General features: G+C 64.9%; 20 protein-coding genes. 11 read left to right on the top strand and 9 right to left on the bottom strand.

Translation table 11 applies throughout. The features are described from left to right. The first annotated feature begins 21 nt into the window (after positions 1 to 21). From CZ674_RS08010 to CZ674_RS07995, 4 genes are all read left to right on the top strand, one after another. Positions 22 to 624: a TetR/AcrR family transcriptional regulator gene (locus tag CZ674_RS08010; protein ID WP_200810064.1), complete on the top strand. Its 603-nt coding sequence runs from the start codon at positions 22 to 24 to the stop codon at positions 622 to 624. Positions 625 to 712: 88 nt separating this feature from the next. After that, a complete protein-coding gene (locus CZ674_RS08005) occupies positions 713 to 1,942 on the top strand; it encodes an MFS transporter (RefSeq protein WP_086991994.1) in 1,230 nt (409 codons plus the stop codon). Beyond that, on the top strand, positions 1,935 to 2,711 hold the full coding sequence (locus CZ674_RS08000) for a cyclase family protein (RefSeq protein WP_086991993.1): 777 nt from the start codon (positions 1,935 to 1,937) through the stop codon (positions 2,709 to 2,711). Before CZ674_RS08005 ends, CZ674_RS08000 begins: the two co-directional genes overlap by 8 nt. Next, a complete protein-coding gene (locus CZ674_RS07995; protein ID WP_086991992.1) occupies positions 2,711 to 3,652 on the top strand; it encodes a fumarylacetoacetate hydrolase family protein in 942 nt (313 codons plus the stop codon). The genes CZ674_RS08000 and CZ674_RS07995 overlap by 1 nt, the downstream gene beginning before the upstream one ends. Positions 3,653 to 3,755: 103 nt before the next feature. Here CZ674_RS07995 and CZ674_RS07990 read toward each other — a convergent pair whose 3' ends face one another. Next, on the bottom strand, positions 3,756 to 4,229 hold the full coding sequence (locus tag CZ674_RS07990) for a TM2 domain-containing protein (protein ID WP_200810063.1): 474 nt from the start codon (positions 4,227 to 4,229) through the stop codon (positions 3,756 to 3,758). A 252-nt stretch (positions 4,230 to 4,481) separates the two neighbouring features. Continuing rightward, a complete protein-coding gene (locus CZ674_RS07985) occupies positions 4,482 to 4,712 on the bottom strand; it encodes a hypothetical protein (protein ID WP_086991991.1) in 231 nt (76 codons plus the stop codon). A gap of 110 nt (positions 4,713 to 4,822) precedes the next feature. Here CZ674_RS07985 and CZ674_RS07980 point away from each other — a divergent pair, with 110 nt between their 5' ends. Continuing rightward, positions 4,823 to 5,344, top strand: coding sequence for a YbhB/YbcL family Raf kinase inhibitor-like protein (locus tag CZ674_RS07980; RefSeq protein WP_086991990.1), 522 nt, complete (start codon positions 4,823 to 4,825; stop codon positions 5,342 to 5,344). Between the two features lie 102 nt (positions 5,345 to 5,446). On the opposite strand, the gene CZ674_RS07975 is transcribed toward CZ674_RS07980, so the two are convergent. Then, the gene (locus CZ674_RS07975) at positions 5,447 to 6,082 is read right to left on the bottom strand and encodes an NAD(P)-dependent oxidoreductase (protein ID WP_086991989.1); all 636 of its coding nucleotides are present in this window, start codon (positions 6,080 to 6,082) and stop codon (positions 5,447 to 5,449) included. A 188-nt stretch (positions 6,083 to 6,270) separates the two neighbouring features. Between CZ674_RS07975 and CZ674_RS07970 the strand changes: the two genes are divergently transcribed. Next, the gene (locus CZ674_RS07970) at positions 6,271 to 7,602 is read left to right on the top strand and encodes an MFS transporter (protein ID WP_086991988.1); all 1,332 of its coding nucleotides are present in this window, start codon (positions 6,271 to 6,273) and stop codon (positions 7,600 to 7,602) included. Between the two features lie 291 nt (positions 7,603 to 7,893). Here the strand turns inward: CZ674_RS07970 and CZ674_RS07965 are convergent, their stop codons facing one another. Beyond that, complete coding sequence (locus CZ674_RS07965) at positions 7,894 to 9,126, bottom strand: M20 family metallo-hydrolase (protein ID WP_086991987.1); 1,233 nt, start codon at positions 9,124 to 9,126, stop codon at positions 7,894 to 7,896. Next, complete coding sequence (locus tag CZ674_RS07960; RefSeq protein WP_086991986.1) at positions 9,119 to 10,774, bottom strand: thiamine pyrophosphate-dependent enzyme; 1,656 nt, start codon at positions 10,772 to 10,774, stop codon at positions 9,119 to 9,121. Before CZ674_RS07960 ends, CZ674_RS07965 begins: the two co-directional genes overlap by 8 nt. Before the next feature lie 309 nt (positions 10,775 to 11,083). Here CZ674_RS07960 and CZ674_RS07955 point away from each other — a divergent pair, with 309 nt between their 5' ends. Then, positions 11,084 to 12,229, top strand: coding sequence for a helix-turn-helix domain-containing protein (locus CZ674_RS07955; protein ID WP_143244692.1), 1,146 nt, complete (start codon positions 11,084 to 11,086; stop codon positions 12,227 to 12,229). Between the two features lie 54 nt (positions 12,230 to 12,283). Here CZ674_RS07955 and CZ674_RS07950 read toward each other — a convergent pair whose 3' ends face one another. Then, positions 12,284 to 13,687: a DUF6421 family protein gene (locus CZ674_RS07950; protein ID WP_407640220.1), complete on the bottom strand. Its 1,404-nt coding sequence runs from the start codon at positions 13,685 to 13,687 to the stop codon at positions 12,284 to 12,286. Positions 13,688 to 13,841: 154 nt separating this feature from the next. Next, entirely contained in the window at positions 13,842 to 14,654 is an 813-nt protein-coding gene (locus tag CZ674_RS07945) for an exodeoxyribonuclease III (RefSeq protein ID WP_086991983.1), read from the bottom strand. 43 nt (positions 14,655 to 14,697) lie between these two features. Here CZ674_RS07945 and CZ674_RS07940 point away from each other — a divergent pair, with 43 nt between their 5' ends. Then, on the top strand, positions 14,698 to 15,258 hold the full coding sequence (locus CZ674_RS07940; protein ID WP_159456934.1) for a DinB family protein: 561 nt from the start codon (positions 14,698 to 14,700) through the stop codon (positions 15,256 to 15,258). 66 nt (positions 15,259 to 15,324) lie between these two features. Here CZ674_RS07940 and CZ674_RS07935 read toward each other — a convergent pair whose 3' ends face one another. Then, the gene (locus CZ674_RS07935; protein WP_086991981.1) at positions 15,325 to 16,314 is read right to left on the bottom strand and encodes a permease prefix domain 1-containing protein; all 990 of its coding nucleotides are present in this window, start codon (positions 16,312 to 16,314) and stop codon (positions 15,325 to 15,327) included. Further along, a complete protein-coding gene (locus CZ674_RS07930; protein WP_086991980.1) occupies positions 16,311 to 16,646 on the bottom strand; it encodes a PadR family transcriptional regulator in 336 nt (111 codons plus the stop codon). The genes CZ674_RS07935 and CZ674_RS07930 overlap by 4 nt, the downstream gene beginning before the upstream one ends. 172 nt (positions 16,647 to 16,818) lie before the next feature. On the opposite strand from CZ674_RS07930, the gene CZ674_RS07925 reads away from it, so the two are divergent. Genes CZ674_RS07925 through CZ674_RS07915 form a run of 3 tightly spaced genes read left to right on the top strand, consistent with a single transcriptional unit; the run spans position 16,819 to position 18,761 of the window. Further along, positions 16,819 to 17,238 (top strand): hypothetical protein, encoded by a 420-nt coding sequence (locus CZ674_RS07925; protein WP_143244691.1) that lies wholly within the window; start codon positions 16,819 to 16,821, stop codon positions 17,236 to 17,238. Beyond that, entirely contained in the window at positions 17,207 to 17,800 is a 594-nt protein-coding gene (pyrE, locus tag CZ674_RS07920; protein WP_086991978.1) for an orotate phosphoribosyltransferase, read from the top strand. The genes CZ674_RS07925 and pyrE overlap by 32 nt, the downstream gene beginning before the upstream one ends. Positions 17,801 to 17,846: 46 nt before the next feature. Next, entirely contained in the window at positions 17,847 to 18,761 is a 915-nt protein-coding gene (locus tag CZ674_RS07915) for an AEC family transporter (protein ID WP_234988512.1), read from the top strand. Positions 18,762 to 18,998: the final 237 nt, after the last annotated feature.

Below are 18,998 nucleotides of genomic sequence, written 5' to 3'. Positions count from 1 at the left end.
CCACGCGCGACAATGAAAGGCATGGCACGACCAAGCAAGCGCGATCACGTACTCGAAGCTGCCGAGCAAGTGTTCGCCGACAAGGGGTATGACCGCGCGACGATGCGCAATATTGCCGATGCAGCCGAAGTGGGCCTGCCGCTGGTCACCTACCACTTTGAGACCAAGCTCAACCTCTACCGCTCGATCTTCGAGCGGTACCAGTACTGGAACGAAGCGCGACGCGAGGCCCTTCGTGAGGTTGATCGCGCATCCGATGACGCCCTCGAGCAGATTGTCGACGCCTTCCTGCTCGTCGGAAGACACGACCAAGCCGACACCCGCACCGCGAACTACCTGCGGCTCGTACTGCGGGAAGCCAGCGATCCGCACGGTCCCGAGCGCAACATCATCGCAGATCTCTTCGACCCGATGGCAAGGGAGTTCATCGAAGCCCTCGAAGCTGTGATTCCGGGCAAGCCGAAGGGCTTCCACCGCTGGGCATATCTCTTCGCAGTCGGCGCCTACACGTCAACGAACGTGGGGGAGCGTGAGGAGGCACTGGCTGACGGTGCATCTAACTCGCGCGACCGGCTGCAGTATCTGCACAGCTTCATCTGTGCGGGCATCCGTCACGGCGGCTGACAGCCTGCGGCCCGAAACGCAGGGCACTCTTGCATTCGAAACTGTACGCACGTACAGTTAGTCAAAACCGTCCCGGAAGGACTCAAGGATGCATTCTTCCTATAAGTGGATTGTGCTGTTCGGCGCATTCATCATCTACCTCTTTGACGCACTTGAAATCGCGATTCTGTCGTTCGCGCTGCCTGCGGTGTCACAAGAGTTCGGCCTCGAACCCGTACAGGCGGGCTTGCTCGCAACAGCGACCCTGCTCGGCATGGGCTTCAGCGGCCCGATCATGGGCTGGCTCGCCGACAACCGTGGCCGCAAGTTCGCGCTCATCGTCTGCCTCATCGTGTTCATTGCGCTCACCGCAGCCATCTACGTGGTGCCGAACTTCGGCGTCTTCATCGTGCTGCGGTTCGTCGCGGGCCTTGGCCTCGGCGGTGTGTGGAGCATCATCTCGGCATTCGTGGTTGAGACGTGGCCTCCGCACCAGCGTGGCAAGGCCGTCGCATTCGTGCTGGCCTCGTTCCCGATCGGCGGTGTCGCTGCTGCTCAGCTCGCGACGTTCATGATGCCCAACTGGCGGCTTATGTTCTTGATTGCGGGCCTGTCGGCGGCGCTGCCGCTGCTGATCGCGATCTTCCTGTTCAAGGAGTCGGCGGTCTGGCAGGAAGAGCGGGCCAAACGCGAGCCGGGTGAGAACGCCAACTTGAACGAACTGTTCAAGCCGGGCATTGCACGCGTCACCATTTTCGCGAGCCTCGTCGCCACCGCCGCGTTTGTGGCCTACTACGGCGCAAGCACGTGGCTGCCGAGCTACCTCGAGACCGAGCGCGGACTCGAACCGCACGCAGTCGGTCAGTTCATGACCTGGCTCAACCTCGGCATGTTCGCCGGATACATCGTGTTCGGTTGGCTCGCCGACAAGATCGGCAAGAAGAACGCGCTGCTGATCGCGATGTTCGGCTCGGGTGTGCTGATGCCGCTCTATGGCATCGTCACCGATCAGTCGGTGCTGCTCTGGCTCGGCCCGCTCTACGCATTCTTCATGACCTTCGCCGGCCTCTTCGGCTCGTACCTAGGCGAACTCTTCCCCACGCGGATCCGTGCAACCGGCGCTGGCTTCACGTTCAACGTCGGCCGAGGAATCTCGGCCTTCGCGCCGATGATTCTGGGTGGCGTTGCCGCCGCCACCTCGTTCGCAGCGGGTCTCGTGGTTGCAGGGCTCGTGTTCTTGCTCGGCGGAGTGTTCCTGCTCTTCCTGCCGAAGGCGCCGTCAGACGTAAAGGCCGTCACCGAAACCTCAACCCTGAAGGGAGTCAAGACTGATGCGTAAGCTCGTTGACATTTCTGTTCCGCTCAAGGCTGGAATCAAATCCGATCCTCCTGGCCACGAACCGAAGATCGAGTACTTCGATCACAAGCAGACTGCCGAGGACGTCGTCGCGTTCTTCCCGGGCGCGAAGGTCGAAGACCTGCCTGACAGTGAGGGCTGGGCGATTGAGCGAATCACCGCTAGCACCCACACAGGCACACACCTCGATGCCCCGTACCACTTCTCGTCGATCATGGACGGCGGAGCCCGCGCCATCACCATCGACGAAGTGCCACTCGACTGGTGCTTTCAGAACGGCGTGAAGCTCGACTTCAGGCACTTCGAAGACGGCTACGTGGTGACTCCTGACGACATTGACGCTGAGCTCGAGCGCATCGGCCACACCCTCGAAGAGCTTGACATCGTGCTCGTCAACACAAGCGCGGGTACTCGCTACGGCGAAGACGACTACGTCTCGAAAGGCTGTGGCATCGGCCGAGAGGCTACGCTGCACCTGCTGAAGCAGGGCGTTCGGGTGACGGGAACGGATGCGTGGAGCTGGGATGCGCCGTTCGTCTGGACCGCAGAGAAGTACAAGGAGTCGCACAACGCCAGCCTCATCTGGGAGGGGCATCGCGCCGGCCGAGAGATCGGCTACTGCCACATCGAGAAGCTGCACAACCTCGAGTCGCTGCCCGGCCACGGCTTCAAGGTGGTCTGCTTCCCGGTCAAGATTCACGAGGCGTCCGCTGGCTGGACCCGCGCCGTCGCAATCTTCGAGGAGGACTAGTGCGAATCGCATCGATTGACGTCGAAGGCGTACGCCGCTTTGGCCGCGTAGACGGCGAGAGCTTCGTGCCGCTCGCCGTGGGGCAGGATCCGCTGAGCCTGCTAGACGCCACAGTCGCCCTGCAGTGGGACGCACCCGTGCCGTTCTCAGCGACCGGGCCACTGCATCCGCCGCTTCCGGTGACGTCGCTGCGCGACTTCATCACGTTCGAACAGCACACCGCTGGGTCGCTGCGTGCGGTGACGGGCAAGGATGAGGTGCCGGAAGCCTGGTTCGAGGCGCCCGCGTTCTACTTCACGAATCCGCATGCGGCGATCGGCTCAGGCCAGGACGTACCGATGCCACCGGGCAGCGAGGTCTTTGATTTCGAGCTCGAAGTGGCAGTCGTGATCGGGCGCGACGGCTACAACCTGTCGGTCGAAGAGGCGTGGGAGCACATCGGGGGCTACACGATCTTCAATGACTGGTCGGCGCGCGATCTGCAGCAGCGTGAGATGCGGGTGGGGCTCGGGCCCGCAAAGGGCAAGGACACCGCGACGACCATCGGGCCGGTGATCGTGACGCCTGATGAGCTTGCGGCTTCGCGTGACGGTGATCGCCTCAGCCTCGACATGGAAGTCTCGATCAACGGTCACCGGATCGGCGGCGACTCGCTGGCGAACATGGCGTGGTCGTTCGCTGAACTGATCTCGTACGCGAGCCGAGGCACGTGGGTTCGTCGAGGCGACATCCTGGGGTCGGGCACGTCGGGTGGCGGATGTCTCGCGGAGTTCTGGGGATGGTCGGGTGCGCAGGTGCCGACTCCTCTGACCGTGGGCGATGAAGTGTCGATGACCGTTGAAGGCATCGGAACCGTCAGCAACCGCATCGTCGCCGGCCCGCCGATGCATGAGGTGCCCGCAGCTCGACGCGTGAAGTGGAGCCAGCCGCCGCTGCCGTGAGCGTGTGCCGATACGTAGTTGATTCTCGGGAAGTGTTCCGCTGCGTAGTTTCTGTGCGGCGCGTTGCCGAGAAATGACTACGTTCGGCGCACGCCCCGCGGGGTCAGTACGGCCGATACCCGGGCTGCTGGAAGTGGCCGTTGCGCGCGTTGTATTCGCGCATCCGCTGGTCATTGATCGCCCGGATGACCCCCGGGATCGTACACAGGTCGACGATCCACCAGATGAAGAACGCGAGGAGTCCAACGAAGCCGATTCCCAGCCACAGTGTCGCCCACGAACCGAACCACAGCACGATCTGGCCGACAGCTGATCCGGGGCGACCGAGATAGAAGTTGTGGGCGCCGAACTGACCGAGCAAAATCGCGAGGAGATAGGCGACCGCAGAGTCTTTCAGCGGCGGCGGCATGATGAACACCGGCTGCATGTACGGGGGCTGGTGCATCGGGCCCGGCGCCGAGTGGTGAGCAAACGGCGCGGGCGCGGAGTATGGCTGCAGCTGCTGGCCTTGGAACTGCTGCCGCGGGTCGACGGGCTCGGGAAACTCGTTGGGCTGGACGGGCGGGTACTGAGACATGGACGTGCCTGCTTGCTGTGATGGGGGCGGTGCTTGCATCAGTATGCAGCAGACCGGTGACACGAGCGCGTGCCGGCGGTAGGAGTTTCTGGGGTTGGATGACTGAGGGTAGGAGTTAGGCTCCTACTCTCGGTCAGATTCCTACTGTGAGCATGGTGATTTCGAGACGCCGCTGCGCGGCTCCTCAATCAACGTGGTGGGGAGGCTGCGCGGTGTTTCAATCAGCCTGGTGGGCGCCGCAGTCAGCGGGGCTTAACGAGGTCCCGGGTTCGCCGATCCATGCTCGCCCTCGCCGGCACGGTGCTCAGCCGGGTTGCTCTGATCGTGCGGCAGCTCTTCGACCTCGTCGTCGACCGTCGTCACGCCGGGATTCGACGAGCCGTGGGGCTCGAACGCGGCCTTCTCCTCGGTCGTCTCGTGGCCGTCGTGCGGTGTTCCGTCAGCGCGGTGTTCGGCTTCGTTGTGGTTGTTGGTGTCAGTCATGACGCTCCAATCCGTCGCCCTGTGCGAGGTTGCGGCGGGCGACTCTGCTCCGTGGCCTAAGTATTGCGCTTCTCGTTGCGCTTGTCACTGGTTCGTGATGGGCTTGGCAGATGAACACAACTCCGCGTGATCCATTCGACGGCATCGACGGCGGCGTTGACCTCGCCCTGACAAGCGAAGACTTCGCAGACGGGCAGAAGCTGCCCCTCGAGTCGACTGCCGAGTTCGTCGGCAAGGGCGGCAAAGACGTGTCGCCGCAGCTCAGCTGGGGCGAGGTGCCCGAGGGCACGAAGAGCATCATGATCACTTGCTACGACCCGGATGCACCCACGCAGGCCGGCTGGTGGCACTGGACCGTCGTGAATCTGCCCGCCGACCTGCGCTCGCTGGCGCGCGGCGCATCCGTCGATCTTCCGGCAGGCGCGACGACGCTCAAGCACGACGGCGGAGGCGCTGGCTACCTCGGCTCGGCACCGCCCGAGGGCCACGGCCCGCACCGCTACTTCTTTGCGGTGCACGCGCTCGACATCGAGATCGAGGCCGATGCTGACACGTCGCCGATCAACGCCAACTTCCAGGCGTTCGGCCATGTCATCGGCCGCGGCGTGCTCGTCGGCATCTGGGAGAACTGAGCCACCCCCGCTCGCCACAGCTCACGGCGCTCAGAGGTGCCAGCGACACATGGCGCTTGGGGTGCCTCTCAGGCGTGAGTTGTGGCGGCAGAGGGCCGTGAGTCAGTATGCGAACGAGATGTGCTCGCCGACGTGCGCGGCTGCCTCGATCTCGTCGACGACTCCGATCGCGAAGTCAGCACCCGAGATCGCCGACTTGCCGTCAGCGTCGAAGAACGGCACGTCGCCGCCCTTGCGGTACTCGCCGCGGCGCGTCTGGTCGGGAATGTACGAGCCGAAGTCGGCTGCCGGGCTCACGTACGTCCAGCGCACGCCTTCACCGGCACGAAGCGCTTCGAGCACCGAGAACAGCTCCTGCGCCTCGGCCTTGAACGCATCCGGAAAGCCGGGGCCATCAGCGATGCGGCTGCCGTCTTCAGCGAGCATCGAGCCGAACCCGCCCACGATGATGAGCCGCGCATCCGCGCCCGCCAGCTGCTCGGCGACCTTCGCGTACGCCCCGCGCACCTGGCCAGCCATGTCGCCGCGGGGTGACAGCGATCCGACGACGACTTCGGCGCCGTCCAGCGCGTCAGCGAGCACGGCCGAGTCGAGCACCGACCCCTGCACAGCTCGCGTGCCTGCCAAGTCGGCAGCCGATCGTGACACGACGGTCACTTCGTGGCCGCGGCTGGCGGCCTCCTTCGCGATGCTGCTGCCTGCAAAGCCGGTTGCTCCCAGCACGGTGATCTTGGTCATGGCGGGTTCCTTTCGTCTTTGAAGGAAACACGGATGCGCGCATTGCATTCCCGACGCGCGCTTATGCAGGTGCACAACAACAGGGCGGCGTTTGCGTGTGATTGCTCAATGACTGAAGAGAGCAGACCTGCAATACTCACTGCCAGTGGTGCAAGAGTCCAACGCCGGGCCCGATGTTTGGAGAACTGATGGAAGAATCCGACAAGCTCGCCAACTCTGAGCACAGAGTCACGAGCCAGATCACGACCAAAGAAGCCAACAAAGTGGCCCTCGGCGCACTCGTCGGCAATGCGATCGAGTGGTACGACTTCTTCCTCTTCTCGGCGGCGGCCGCGCTGGTCTTCAACGTGCAGTACTTCGCGACTGACAGCGCCACAGACAGTGCCATGGCTGCATTCGCCACGTTCGGCGTCGGCCTCGTGGCACGCCCCGTCGGCGGCGCGATCTTCGGCGCGATCGGCGACAGAGTCGGCCGCAAGAACGTGCTGCTCATCACGGTGATCGGCATCGGCATCGTCACGGCGCTCATCGGCATGCTCCCCACCTACGCCGCAATCGGCGTCGCGGCGCCCATCCTCCTGATCCTCCTGCGCATCCTGCAGGGGCTCTTCGTCGGCGGCGAGTGGTCGGGCGCGATGACGATCGTCGTCGAGAACGCGCCCCTCAAGCGCCGCGCGCTGTACGCCGCAATCCCGCAGATCGGCTCGCCCATCGGCACAATCATGTCGTCGGGCTTCTTCTTCATCATGGGTGTGATGCTCACACAAGACAGCTTCGACGCGTGGGGCTGGCGCATCCCGTTCCTCTTCGCGATCCCGCTCGTGCTGGTCGGCGCCTGGCTGCGCTCGAAGCTCGAGGAGTCGCCCGTCTTCGAGGCGCTCAAAGAAGAGGGCGAGGTCGAGAAGGCGCCCTTCATCGCGATCTTCAAGAACAACTGGCTGCAGATCATCATCGGCGTGCTCGTCGCAGTCGTCGGCGTCGCGGGCTTCTACCTCGTGACCTCATTCGTGGTCTGGTACGGCGTCAACATCCTCGGCTACTCGCAAGACCTGATGCTCATCGGCACATTCGTCGCCGCTGCCGTCGAGATCCCCGTGCTCTACTTCGGCGGACGACTCGGCGTCAAGATCGGTGCGAGCCGCGTCGTCATCTACGGCGGCATCCTGTCGGTCATCGCGTCGATCCCGGCCTTCCTGCTGATCATCTCGGGGGTGCCGATCCTCGTCATCCTCGGCATGACCCTGGCCGTGGCCGGCGTCTCGGTGCCGTACGCCGCATCCGGAACCGTCATGACCGGCCTCTTCCCCGCCAAGACCCGCTACTCGGGTGTCGCGTGGGCGCAGAACATCGCGGGCATGATCGCCGGCTTCGTTCCGCTCGCGGCAACCGCATGGGTGGCCGCGGCTGGCAACCAGTGGTGGCCGGCAGCTGCGATTCTGTTCATCCTCTCGGCAGTGACCGTCGTCGGCGGCATCCTGGCGCCCAAGGCGAGCGTGGCGATTCCGGGCTTCAAGCACTGACCCGGGGCGCGCGTGCCGAAATGCTGGCAGGTGCCCAGATGCTGGTCCAGCACCAGCATCTGGGCACGAAACATCGGAATCCCAGCATTTTGGAACAGGCGGATGCGCGGTGCCTGCGAGCGCGCAAGAACAAGCGGATGCGCGGCTGCAGAGCGCAGAAGAACCCGCAGCACACAGACAAGCCAGCAGTCGGCCTGAGGTCAGCACTAGGCACGCAGATATGAAGACGGCCCCACCGGAGGATCCCAGCGGGGCCGTCTCTTTTTGCAGGACGCGGCTGCCCGGGGCGCCCTAGCTCAGTGAGCCGTGCGCAAGTCGGCGCACGACCTCAGTCAGTGTTGCGAGTCCGGCGAGCATATCTGCCTCGCTGGTGAACTCGCCTTCGTTGTGCGATATGCCTTCGACACTTGGCACGAAGAGCATCACGGTTGGCACGATCTCTTTCATGTTGATCGAGTCGTGGCCGGCAACGGTGAGGATTTCGTCGTTGGAGAGACCGAGGTCTGTCGCAGCAGCGCGCGCCAGTTCGACACCCTCAGGCTGGTAGGGGTTGATGCCCCACTCGTGCGAGAGTTCACTCGTGATCTCGACCCGGGCGTCCGCCGAGATCTCGTCGATCTTCGCCCGCAGCAGCTCGTTGGCCTGGGCCAGCACGGCTTCGTCGCTGCAGCGCAGATCGAGCAGCAGCTTGACCTCGGAAGGCACGATGACGGGGGAGTTCGGGTAGACATCGAGCTTGCCGACTGCGGTGTGCAGCACGCCGTCGAAGCGGCTCGCCAGCTCTCGTGCGTAGACGACGAGCATGGATGCGCCGAGCAGCGCGTCGCGCCGGTCAGCCATGACTGTGGCACCGGAGTGCGCCTGCTCGCCTGTCACGGTGACGGCGTACTTGCTGGCAGCCCAGCTGGCCGAGACGAGGCCGATCTGTGTGCCGGCACTTTCCATGAGACGACCCTGCTCGATGTGGATCTCGGCGCAGGCCGCAGCCTTGGGGCCCGTGCTCTCGCCGAGCATGTCGGCGTCGGCGAGCACCTCGCGCACGGTCACGCCGGCGGGGTCGCGGGTGTCGAGCGCGGTCTGCAGCGGCAGCACACCGGTGTAGACCGACGAGCCCATCATCGAGGGCACGAATCGCGAGCCCTCTTCGTTGAACCAGTTGACGACCGCCAGATTGAGCTTGGCGTCGGCCAGTTGTTCGCGAAGGCGAAACACGGCATGGGCTGCTGCGAGCACGCCGTAGGCGCCGTCGAACCGGCCGGCGGTCGGCTGTGAGTCCATGTGCGAGCCGACCAGCACGAACGGCGCACCGGGCACCGTCTCGAGCAGCCCGAACTGGTTGCCGATCTGGTCGTACTCGACGCGAAGGCCGTGGCTTTCGAGCAGCTGCTGCATCCAGCGACGCTGCTCGACATCGGGCGCGCTGCCTGCCTGTCGGTCGACGCCGCCGCGCTCGGTGGCGCCGAACGCGCTCATGGTCTCGAAGTCGGCCAGAAAGCGGCCGTCTGCCTCAGTGATCTCAGTCATTGCCGTCTTCCTTCGGTGAGCGTACGGCCGGATCTTGCACGACGTGCAGAACGGCCGGGAGCCCGCTTTCGATCGCGCGGCCGAGGGCGCCTTCGAATTCGTCGGTGGACTCGACGCGCTCGCCGAAGCCGCCGAACGAGCGGCAGAACGATGCAAAGTCGGGGTTGACGAGGTCGGTGCCAGAGCGGCGGCCCGGATACCAGTGTTCTTGGTGCTCGACGATGGTCGCGAAGATGCCGTTGTCGATGACGATGGTGATTGGTTCGGCCCCGTAGGCGATGGCAGTGGCGATCTCCTGGCCGTTCATCATGAAGCAGCCGTCGCCGGCAATCGAGACCACCTGGCGTCCTGGAAACACGAGTGCTGCCGCGACAGCGGCGGGCACGCCCACGCCCATAGCGCCGTTGCGGGGCGCGACGAGCGAGTTGGGGGAGTTGTGCGAGAGGTAGCGCATGGGCCACAGCGTGTGGTTGCCTGCGCCGAACGTGAGCACGGCGTCGTCATCGAGGCGCTCACGCAGCGTGATCATCACCGAGTTGACGTCGACACCAGTTGCCGGATTGCCTGGCGCACAGTGCCGGTACTCGCAGAACGCTGCACGTGCCTCGCGCACTCGCTGCACCCGCGCATCCGTCGGCTGAACACCCGGAACAGCTGCCGAGACTGCAGCGGCGAACGTCACGATGTCGGCGGGAATGTGCGTGTCGAGCCTGCCCGCGTGGCCGAAGGGCTCGCCGGGGGTGACGACGATCGCGGGCGTCTGCTGGCCGATCGTGTAGCCGTCGCTCAGCACGTCGAGGCGCGGCACCCCGATGAACACGTGCAGGTCGGCCTCGTCGAAGAGGCGGCCGAGGTAGGCCGGGTGGTTGTAGCCGAGGATGCCGACGAAGCCTTCGCCCTCGTGGTCGTGGGGCACGGCGTCGTGGGCGCGCCAGTCGGCTGCCACAGGAACCCCTCGAGCCGCTGCCCAGGCCGACACCTGCGCACCTGCTGGACCGTGCCATCCGTCGCCGCCGACAATGACGAGGGGGTGCTCTGCCTCGGCGAGGCGCTGCTCGAGGTCGGCGAGGTCAGCGGCCGAGCCCGCGGATGCGCGGTCGGGCGTGGGTGCGATCGTCTCGGGATCTGCAGCCTCGCGAATCAGGTCTTCTGGCAGGCCCACGATGACGGGGCCGGGGCGGCCGGAGCGAGCGATGTGCATGGCCTTCGCGATGACGCCGGCGGCGTTCGAAGGGTCGTCGAGCGTCGTGACCCACTTGGCGGTGCTGCCGAACCAGCCGGTGATGTCGAACTCCTGAAACGCTTCGCGACCGCGGTCGGCGACGGGGATCAGACCCACCAGCAGCACGAGCGGAGTCGCGTCCTGCCAGGCGGTGTGCACCGCGATGTAGGCGTTTGCGGCACCGGGGCCGCGCGTGACCATGGCAACACCTGCGTTGCCGGTGAGACGGCCTTCGGCCAGCGCCATGAAGCCTGCGCCGCCTTCGTGGCGGGTGACGATCGTCTTGATTGGCGAGTCGTGCAGGCCGTCGAGCACGTCGAGATAGGACTCGCCGGGCACGCCGTAGACACGTTGCACGCCTTCGCGCTCGAGCTGCCGGACGATCATGTGGCCGGCGCTGGTGCGCGTGGTCTCGGTGGCCGTCATGGGGGCTCCTCTCGATTCGGTCAGGTCTGCGATGGGTTTCGCCGCGTGGCGAGTGCTTGCTCGGGGTCGGACTTCGTTGTCGTCAAGCGCTTCTCGCCATCCATTACGAGTCTGCCACGCACCTGTGACACGGCCGCAGATCTGCTCTCACCATTAACCCCCGCGCGGTCGCAGCCGGGCAATCGGCATCCGCACATGAATTGACACACTGCACTGGTTGTTTGCCCAATCTGAGGCCGCTCGTGTGGCGCAAACTCACGTCGTAAGCTTGCTTCGACGGTGCAAGTGCATGATTGCGAGGTGGCCTTCGTGACCCAAACCGACTCTGAGGCCGCCTGGGGTGATCTCCTCGAACGACTTTCGGAGCAACGCGCATCCCTCGTTGACCACTTCTTGGAACTGCTCGACGAACAGGGCTACTACTCGAACATCGACGTGGGCAGCGAAGACCTTTGGTCGAACGCCGACACGACGCTCGAAATGCTCATTCTGCAGATTGCAGGCGCCGAAGTTCCCGAGCGGCTTCGCGGTCTGCCCGAGCGACTCGGGCGTCGCCGGGCGCAACAGGGCGTCGAGCGTGAGGCTCTGCTGGAAGCCGTTCGTCTTGACTTTCGGGTGATCTGGGGCGGACTCGTGCGTGCGCAGGGCGACGCGCCAGCCGATCTCCTGGTCGCTCACGCCGAGGAGGTGCTGACCGTCGTCGAGACCTACATAGGAGATGTCCAGATCGCGTACCTCAGAGAAATCGATGCGCTGGGTCGCGATTCGCGCACCGAGAGTCGTCGAGCATTCGCCAGGCTGCTCAGCACCGACGCGGCAGCAGATGAGCTGGCGGCAGAGGTGGCCCCTGCGTTGGGCATGCCCGTTGACGGGCTGTTCGCCGTGATGTGCGTGATCGACGTCGATGAGCTGCGTGTGGGCGTCGACGACGCCGTGGTCGAGTGGCAGGTCGACGAAGGGCTCGTGCTGCTTCGACTCGACGGTGACGACGCTTCGTTCGATCCGGGCCTACGGGATCCGGGCCTGCGCGATGAGAGCCTGCGCGGCAGCGTCGTACGCCGAGTGCACGGTCTAGCCGCTGTTCCCGATGCGGCGATTCGGGCTCGGCGTCTGGCGCGATTGGCAGACGAGGTCGCGCCGGCAGGCGGTGCAGGAGGTCTCATCACGATCGCGGATGCCGAGCTCGCCATCGCGCGCCGCCTTCTGGAGGCAGAGCTTCCGGGCATCGGCAACCCTGTGATGTCGGCGTTCGCCGAGCTTGACGAGGGTGAAGCCACGCGGCTCATCGCCACGGCCCGCGCGTTCTGCGCAACGGGATCCGTGAAGGTGACTGCCGAGCGCACGTTCGTGCACCGCAACACGGTGGTGAATCGGCTCGCGCAGTTTCGCAGGCTCACCGGCTTCGACCTCGGCGTGCCTGATGAGGCTGCCCGCGCTCTGCTCTGGCTCGCCTGAAGCTGCGAAAAACGCACCGGTTTGACAGTCAAACCGGTGCGTTTTCGCAACAACTCAGGCTTCGGAAGCGCCCGTGATGCCCTTCGTCGACTCGATGACGTCGCGAATCTTCTTCTCGAACGCCTCGTAGAACATCGACAGCGGGAACTCGTCGTCCATCACCAGGTCGGTCATCTCGCGCGGAGCACCCTCGAACGGCAGGTTTCCGGTCTTCCAGACGGATGCGGGGTGCGGCTCAACGACGCTCGACACGAGCTCGTAGGCGGCGACCCAGTGGGCGCGCTTCGAGCGGTCGATCGACTTCCAGTAGAGCAGTTCGATCGCCTCGCCGAGCTGGTTGACGACGTCGGGCACGTCTTCCCAGTCGAACGAGAGGGCGTTGTTGGTCCAGTGCAGCACGCGCTTCTGGTGCATCCACGCGAACAGCAGCTGGCCGCCGAGTCCGTCGTAGTTGCGCACGCGGCCGCCGGTGACGGTGAAGCGGAAGATGCGGTCGAAGATGATCGCGTACTGCGTGGCCTGCGCCATCTTCAGCTGCTTCTCGTCAGCCTCGTCGCGGCCTTCCTTCTTCTCGAGCTCGCGCATGATCTTGACTGATTCGCGGAATGCGGTCAGGTCGCAGCGCAGCTCTTCGAGCGAGTAGAGGAAGAACGGCATGCGCTGCTTGATCATGAACGGATCGAACGGCAGGTCGCCGCGCATGTGCGTGCGGTCGTGAATGAGGTCCCACATCACGAAGGTCTCTTCTGTGAGGTGCTGGTCTTCGAGCATCTCGGCAGCCAGTGGGGGCAGTTCGAGCTTCGTGATCTCGGTCGCGGCCTTGACGACGCGGCGGTAGCGGGCGGCCTCGCGGTCCTGGAAGATCGCGCCCCACGTGAACGAAGGCACCTCGCGAATGGCGACGGTCTCGGGGAACAGCACTGCCGAGTTGGTGTCGTAGCCAGCGGTGAAGTCGAGGAATCGCAGCGGCACGAAGAGCTTGTTCGAGTAGTCGCCCTGCTCGAGCGCGTCGATGAACTCAGGCCAGATGGCCTCAACGAGCACTGCCTCGACCTTGCGCTCGCGCGATCCGTTCTGCGTGAGCATCGGAAAGATCACGAGGTGCGTGAGTCCGTCGATGCGGTGCTGCTGCGGCTGGAAGAGCACGAGCGAGTCGAGGAAGTCGGGCTCGGTGCCGACGCCTGCCTCGACCCAGCGCTCGAAGTCGAGCGCGACCTGGTCCATGTACTCGGCGTTGTGCGGGAACAGCGGAGCAAGCTCGCGGATGGTCGCAACGATTTCGCCGATCAGCTCTGCGGCGCGTGCGTGGTCGGCGGTGTTCTCGACCTCGCCCTTCTTGTTCTGCATGGGCTGCAGCTCGGCGATTGCCGACTTCATGCGCTGCCATGCGGGCTGCTGTGCGAGCTCTGCGGCGCTCACTGCCGTGGCTTCCATCGACATCGATCTGCCTCTTCTCATTGCCGAAAACTTGTGTGTTTCAAGCGTAGAGAGCCGCTCGCGCAAAAGGGTTGCGCGAGCGGCCCGCAGCATTGCGCGTTTCGAGCGCGAGCCGATCATCGAGCGCGAAGTGGCAAAAAACACCGAAACAGCGGTTTCGGCATGCTGCCGGCAGCTAGAAGATCATCGGCCGATCGTCGTCGAGCTCGGTCTCGAGGTCGAAGTCGACCACAACCGGCACGTGATCACTCGGGGAGTCGCCGCTTCGCTCGTCTCGGTCGATGTGCGCATCCGTCACGAGCTCCGTGAGCGCGGGCGTTGTCAGTGCGAAGTCGATGCGCATGCCTTCGTTCTTCTGCCAGCGGCCTGCCTTGTAGTCCCAGTAGGTATAGCCCTCGGCGTAGTCGCGCACGACGTCGGTCAGACCCGCGCTGATCAGCGCGTTGAACGCGTCGCGCTCGGGCTGCGAGACGTGGGTCGATCCCTCGAAGGCGGCCATGCTCCACACATCGTGATCGAGCGGGGCGATGTTGTAGTCGCCGAGGTAGGCGACGAGCTGGTCGGATGCGCGCACAGCTTCATCGCGCAGCGTGCGCAGCCATTCGAGCTTGTAGTCGTAGTGGGCGTGACCGAGCTCGCGGCCGTTGGGCACGTAGAGGCTCCAGAGCCGCACGGCTTCGACCTCAGCCGACATCGCGCGAGCCTCGACAATCGGATCGCCGGTGTTCGCATAGCCGGGCTGCGCTGGCAGGTCGCGCCGCACATCCGTCATCGGAAGACGAGAGGCGATCGCGACGCCGTTCCACTGGTTGAGGCCGTGCGCCTGCACCTCGTAGCCGGCCTGCTCGAACCGCTCGTACGGAAACTGCTCGGGCTTGCACTTGATCTCCTGCATGCACAGCACGTCGGTGTCGCTGCGCTCGAGCCAGTCGACGACGCGGCCGACGCGTGTGCGAATCGAGTTGACGTTCCACGAGGCAATGCGCATGCATCCAGCGTATAAGCACCCGAAGCCTGACAGACTCGTGGCTGTGGAGACCAAAGAGCGACTCATCGCAGCCATTGCCCTGTTCGACGCCGAGGTGCAGGATGCCGCCGACAACATCGGCCTGCAGTCTGCGTGCAGCGAATGGACGATCGGCGAGCTGATCCGCCACGTCGTGCACGTGCAGCGCGAGCTGACGCTGCGGCTGCTGGCCGGGCAGGAGCCCGGGCGGATGCAGGGCATGATCGACGTCAACGACTACGCCGCGGTGCAGGAGTGGGATGCGGTGCGCGACGAGCTGCGCGCTGCGCTCGAGTCCGCAGACGCGGACCAGATCACCAATCGGTTCACGCTGCCTGCGCTCGACATGACGCTGCACGCCTGGGATGTTCGCGGCGGCCTCGTGCACGTGGGGCTCACTGAGCCGCTCGAGTTCGACTCGCGCACGCTGACCTGGCTTGAGGCCTTCAAGAAGCACGCGCCCGAGGAGCTGATTCGCAAGCCGGCAATGTTCGCCGCTGAGGTGCCCGCGGCTGATGACGCGAGCCCGACCGCGCGTTACATGGCGTGGGCCGGTCGCCCCCAGCCTTTCGCCAGTGTCGAATAACTCTGGTGTTTGACAGTCAAACACCAGAGTTATTCGACACTGATCGGGTCAGCGTGACGCGTCAGCTCAGGAGGCTTGGCGGCCATTCCACTGCGAGGCCGCCCGCAGGATGCCGACGAACACCGCGAACGCGATGCCGGCGATGGGCCAGATGATCCAGGTGATGTGCCAGTCGCGCGAGATGAAGCTCCACCCGAGGTACACCGCGACGATCGCCGGCCAGTAGATCGGTGCGATCAGGCCGATGCGCCAATTGGTGCGCTTCTCTGCCTCAGACGAGCCGCCGAATCCGCCGAATGCGGCGCCGATCGATGCGGCAGGCCTGTCAGCCTTCGCGAGTGTCTGCAGCGTGCCGTGCTGATTTGCCGAAGCGACAAGCACGAATACGCCGAGCCCGATCATCACGAGAAAGCCGGGCCCCGCGGCTCCGTCGAGGTCGAGGCCGCTCAGAATGCCAGACACGCCAGGCGCCAGCACAAGCAGGCCAACGCCGACGACAAGACCGGTGATGAACATCCACTGGCTGCGCTCGGCAAGCTGACGGAAGTGGGATGCGTCGCTGAAGTCGAGTCGCACGTCTCCGGTCTTGAAGGGGCCGACGGGACGCATCGAGAACGCTCCGAAGATGAACAGCCCGACCGCGATCGCGACTGCCGGAAATAGCACCGCGGGCGTCATCAGCTGATCGCTCATCGCTGAGACAGCGGCGAGGGCGAGCAGGATCACGAGCACCCCGCCGCCGACCAGAAGACCTCCGCGACGGCCGCCTGCGAGGGCCTTGTCGGCATCCGCTCTCGTTGCGATCGGAACCGGCGGAACAGCTGAGACTCCGTCGAACTCTGCGCGGATGCCGAGGTCGTCGGCGAGCTCGTCGAGGTTGCCGAACTCGGTGATCACGCGGCCGGTCGCCTCGTTCGCGCTGACGCCGGCTGCGACCAGCTCGGTGTACTTGTCTTCGCTCATCTGCAGCAGCTCCTGGCGTGCCCGCTCGACTTCGGGCGTGCGTGGCAGCGTCGTGAACTGGCCGTTGATGTAGGTGTGGATTGCGTCGTTCATTGATGTGCCTCTCGGGTGAGAAACCGTGCGATCGCGCGCTGGGCGGTGTGCCAGTCGGCGATGCGCTGGTGAAGGTGGGCTGTTCCTGACTCGGTCAGGCTGTAGTAGGTGCGGGGGCGGCCGCCGGACTCTGAGCCGGCGAACGAGGTGAGGTCGCCGCGGGCTTCGAGCCTGCGGATCGCCGCGTAGAGGGTGGTCTCTTTGGTCGTGTATTCGCCCTCTGAGATCTGGTCGACGCGCTTGGCGATGGCGTAGCCGTATGAGGGGCCTTCGGTGAGCACGCTCAGGATCACGAGGTCGATCGTGCTGCGAACCAGGTCGCTTGCGAGCATGTGCACCTCCTTGCTGGTCGGTTGGGGCGGATTACTTCATGTCGTGCAGTAGTTACTCTATGTCATGCAGTAGTTGCCCCGCAAGCAGCGTCGAATAACTCTGGTGTTTGACCGTCAAACACCAGAGTTATTCGACACAAACGGCCACGAGAGCGTGGGTTAGGGTCGAAGCATGAGCGCAAAGAGGCGAGCGAGAGTTATCACCGTCGGGATGATGGCGGCCGCGGCACTGCTGGTCGTGGGATGCGCATCCGATCCCGGTCCGTTCGAACACGGCGAACCCGCCGACCTTCCTGCGGCAGTCACCGACGACTTGGCCGAGGGCGTTGACGCCTCGAGCGTTCGTCTCGCAGGCAGCGACAACACCAATTCGCTCTATGTGCTGCAGAAGACAGAAGACGGTGAGAAGCGAGGATGTCTCCTGGTCGTTGCCAACGACGGAAGCGACTCGACCATGGCGTGCGCACCCTTTGCCGGCATGACAGCGGGCGGAGGCGGCTGCTCGTACACCCTGCACGCCACCGTCATCGCCGACGACCACCCCGACCGCATCAGCGACTATGTCGAGGGTGGGTGCTACGGCGACGAGTAGGCTCGACTTCGTGACTGCGCGCGACCAACTCATCCAGCTCATCAGCGACGAGGCCGTGTTCCACGGCGACTTCAAGCTCTCGTCGGGCCGCAAGGCGACGTACTACATCGACATGCGCAAGCTCTCGCTCGACCACAGGGCCTCGCCCCTCATCGGCGACGTGCTGCTCGACCTCATCGCCGACCTGCCCGACATCGACGCCGTCGGCGGCCTCACCCTCGGCGCCGACCCGCTCGCGAACGCCGTCATGCACCGCGCCGGCGCTCGCGGTCTCGCACTCGACGCGTTCGTCGTGCGCAAAGAGCCGAAGGATCACGGCCGTGGCAAGCAGATCGAAGGGCCGGATGTGCGGGGCAAGCGCGTCGTGGTCGTCGAAGACACGTCGACGACAGGCGGATCCCCGCTCAAGGCCGTCGAAGCGCTGCGGCGCGAGGGTGCTGAAGTGGTGGCTGTCGCTGTGATCGTCGATCGGGCGACCGGCGCCCAGGGCGTCATCGAAGCCGAGGGTGTTCCGTACCTGGCGGCCATCTCGCTCGACGACCTCGGACTGACTCCGCAGTAGGGCATCCGCCACAGAACACCGCAACCGGGAGGTCTGCTTGCAGGGCGTGCTGATGGGCTTCGGCATCATCGCCTTCGTCATCTTCGTGGGCTGGCTGCTCGCGCGCATCGGCATCGTCACCAGCGAGAGCCGCATCGTGCTCAACCGCGTCGCCTTCTTCGCGGCGAGCCCGGCGCTGCTGTTCATGATCATCTCGCGCTCAGACGTCGCGGTCGTGTTCTCGGGAGTGCTGGGCGCTTCGGCGCTCGCGATCGTGACGGTCGGGATCATCTACTACGTCGTCGCGAGGCTCTGGTTCACCAAGGACAAGGGTCGCCTCGCGATGGGCACGAACCTCTCGGTCTACACGAACATCAACAACATCGGCCTGCCGGTGGCGATCTACGTGATCGGCGACGCGCAGTACGTGGGACCGATCATGCTGCTGCAGCTGATCATCATGGCGCCGCTGCTGCTCGGCGCGCTCGACATGCAGAAGCAGGGGCGGCTGTCGGCTGCACGCATTCTGACGCAGCCGGTGCGCAACCCGATTGTGATCGCGTCGCTGCTGGGATTGGTCGTCGCTGTGACCGGGTTCGAGCTGCCGGAGTTCGTGGTGCAGCCGCTCGACACGCTCGGCGGAGCTGCGGTTCCGCTGATGCTGCTGGCGTTCGGTGCGTCGCTGAGCGGTTCGAAGCCGCTGGCGCCGGGCACGGGTCGTCGCGAGGTGCTGTTCGCTGCGGGTCTGAAGGCGGTCGTGATGCCGGTGGTCGCGTGGGTGTTCGCGCAGTTCGTGTTTCAGCTGCCGCCCGAGCAGGTGTATGCGGTGACGGTGCTTGGGGCGCTGCCGACCGCGCAGAACATGTATCAGTACGCGCTGCAGTACCGAACGGGCGAGATCATCGCACGCGACGTGATTCTGCTGACGACGTTCGCCTCGCTGCCGGTGATGCTGGTGATCGCCGCTCTCATGCACGGTTGAGTTGCGAAAAACGCACCAGTTTGACGGTGAAACCGGTGCGTTTTTCGCAACAAACGGGCGGTGAGATCATAGGGTCACCATGCTCCGCCTCTCACAGAAGCTCTTCCGCAAGCCCCGCACCACCGTGCGCGGCAGCGTCGGCACGGGCTGGGTCGGGCTGCTGCTCAGCTGGTTCGTGCTCGGCGGCGGCGTCACCCTCGCGGTCGTCTCGATCGCCGGCTTCTTCTCGGTCGACCA

Source organism: Agrococcus casei LMG 22410 (assembly GCF_900163565.1).
Lineage (GTDB): Bacteria > Actinomycetota > Actinomycetes > Actinomycetales > Microbacteriaceae > Agrococcus > Agrococcus casei.
Note: the sequence above shows the minus strand (reverse complement) of the source record. Positions and strands in the feature narration are given on the sequence as shown.

What these genes read in the sequence shown, in the direction of transcription:
- CZ674_RS08010 (WP_200810064.1), top strand. Translation starts at nt 22, where the DNA reads ATGGCACGACCAAGCAAGCGCGATCACGTACTCGAAGCTGCCGAGCAA.
- CZ674_RS08005 (WP_086991994.1), top strand. Translation starts at nt 713, where the DNA reads ATGCATTCTTCCTATAAGTGGATTGTGCTGTTCGGCGCATTCATCATC.
- CZ674_RS08000 (WP_086991993.1), top strand. Translation starts at nt 1,935, where the DNA reads ATGCGTAAGCTCGTTGACATTTCTGTTCCGCTCAAGGCTGGAATCAAA.
- CZ674_RS07990 (WP_200810063.1), bottom strand. Translation starts at nt 4,229, where the DNA reads ATGTCTCAGTACCCGCCCGTCCAGCCCAACGAGTTTCCCGAGCCCGTC.
- CZ674_RS07985 (WP_086991991.1), bottom strand. Translation starts at nt 4,712, where the DNA reads ATGACTGACACCAACAACCACAACGAAGCCGAACACCGCGCTGACGGA.
- CZ674_RS07980 (WP_086991990.1), top strand. Translation starts at nt 4,823, where the DNA reads ATGAACACAACTCCGCGTGATCCATTCGACGGCATCGACGGCGGCGTT.
- CZ674_RS07975 (WP_086991989.1), bottom strand. Translation starts at nt 6,082, where the DNA reads ATGACCAAGATCACCGTGCTGGGAGCAACCGGCTTTGCAGGCAGCAGC.
- CZ674_RS07970 (WP_086991988.1), top strand. Translation starts at nt 6,271, where the DNA reads ATGGAAGAATCCGACAAGCTCGCCAACTCTGAGCACAGAGTCACGAGC.
- CZ674_RS07965 (WP_086991987.1), bottom strand. Translation starts at nt 9,126, where the DNA reads ATGACTGAGATCACTGAGGCAGACGGCCGCTTTCTGGCCGACTTCGAG.
- CZ674_RS07960 (WP_086991986.1), bottom strand. Translation starts at nt 10,774, where the DNA reads ATGACGGCCACCGAGACCACGCGCACCAGCGCCGGCCACATGATCGTC.
- CZ674_RS07950 (WP_407640220.1), bottom strand. Translation starts at nt 13,687, where the DNA reads ATGAGAAGAGGCAGATCGATGTCGATGGAAGCCACGGCAGTGAGCGCC.
- CZ674_RS07945 (WP_086991983.1), bottom strand. Translation starts at nt 14,654, where the DNA reads ATGCGCATTGCCTCGTGGAACGTCAACTCGATTCGCACACGCGTCGGC.
- CZ674_RS07935 (WP_086991981.1), bottom strand. Translation starts at nt 16,314, where the DNA reads ATGAACGACGCAATCCACACCTACATCAACGGCCAGTTCACGACGCTG.
- CZ674_RS07930 (WP_086991980.1), bottom strand. Translation starts at nt 16,646, where the DNA reads ATGCTCGCAAGCGACCTGGTTCGCAGCACGATCGACCTCGTGATCCTG.
- CZ674_RS07925 (WP_143244691.1), top strand. Translation starts at nt 16,819, where the DNA reads ATGAGCGCAAAGAGGCGAGCGAGAGTTATCACCGTCGGGATGATGGCG.
- pyrE (WP_086991978.1), top strand. Translation starts at nt 17,207, where the DNA reads ATGTCGAGGGTGGGTGCTACGGCGACGAGTAGGCTCGACTTCGTGACT.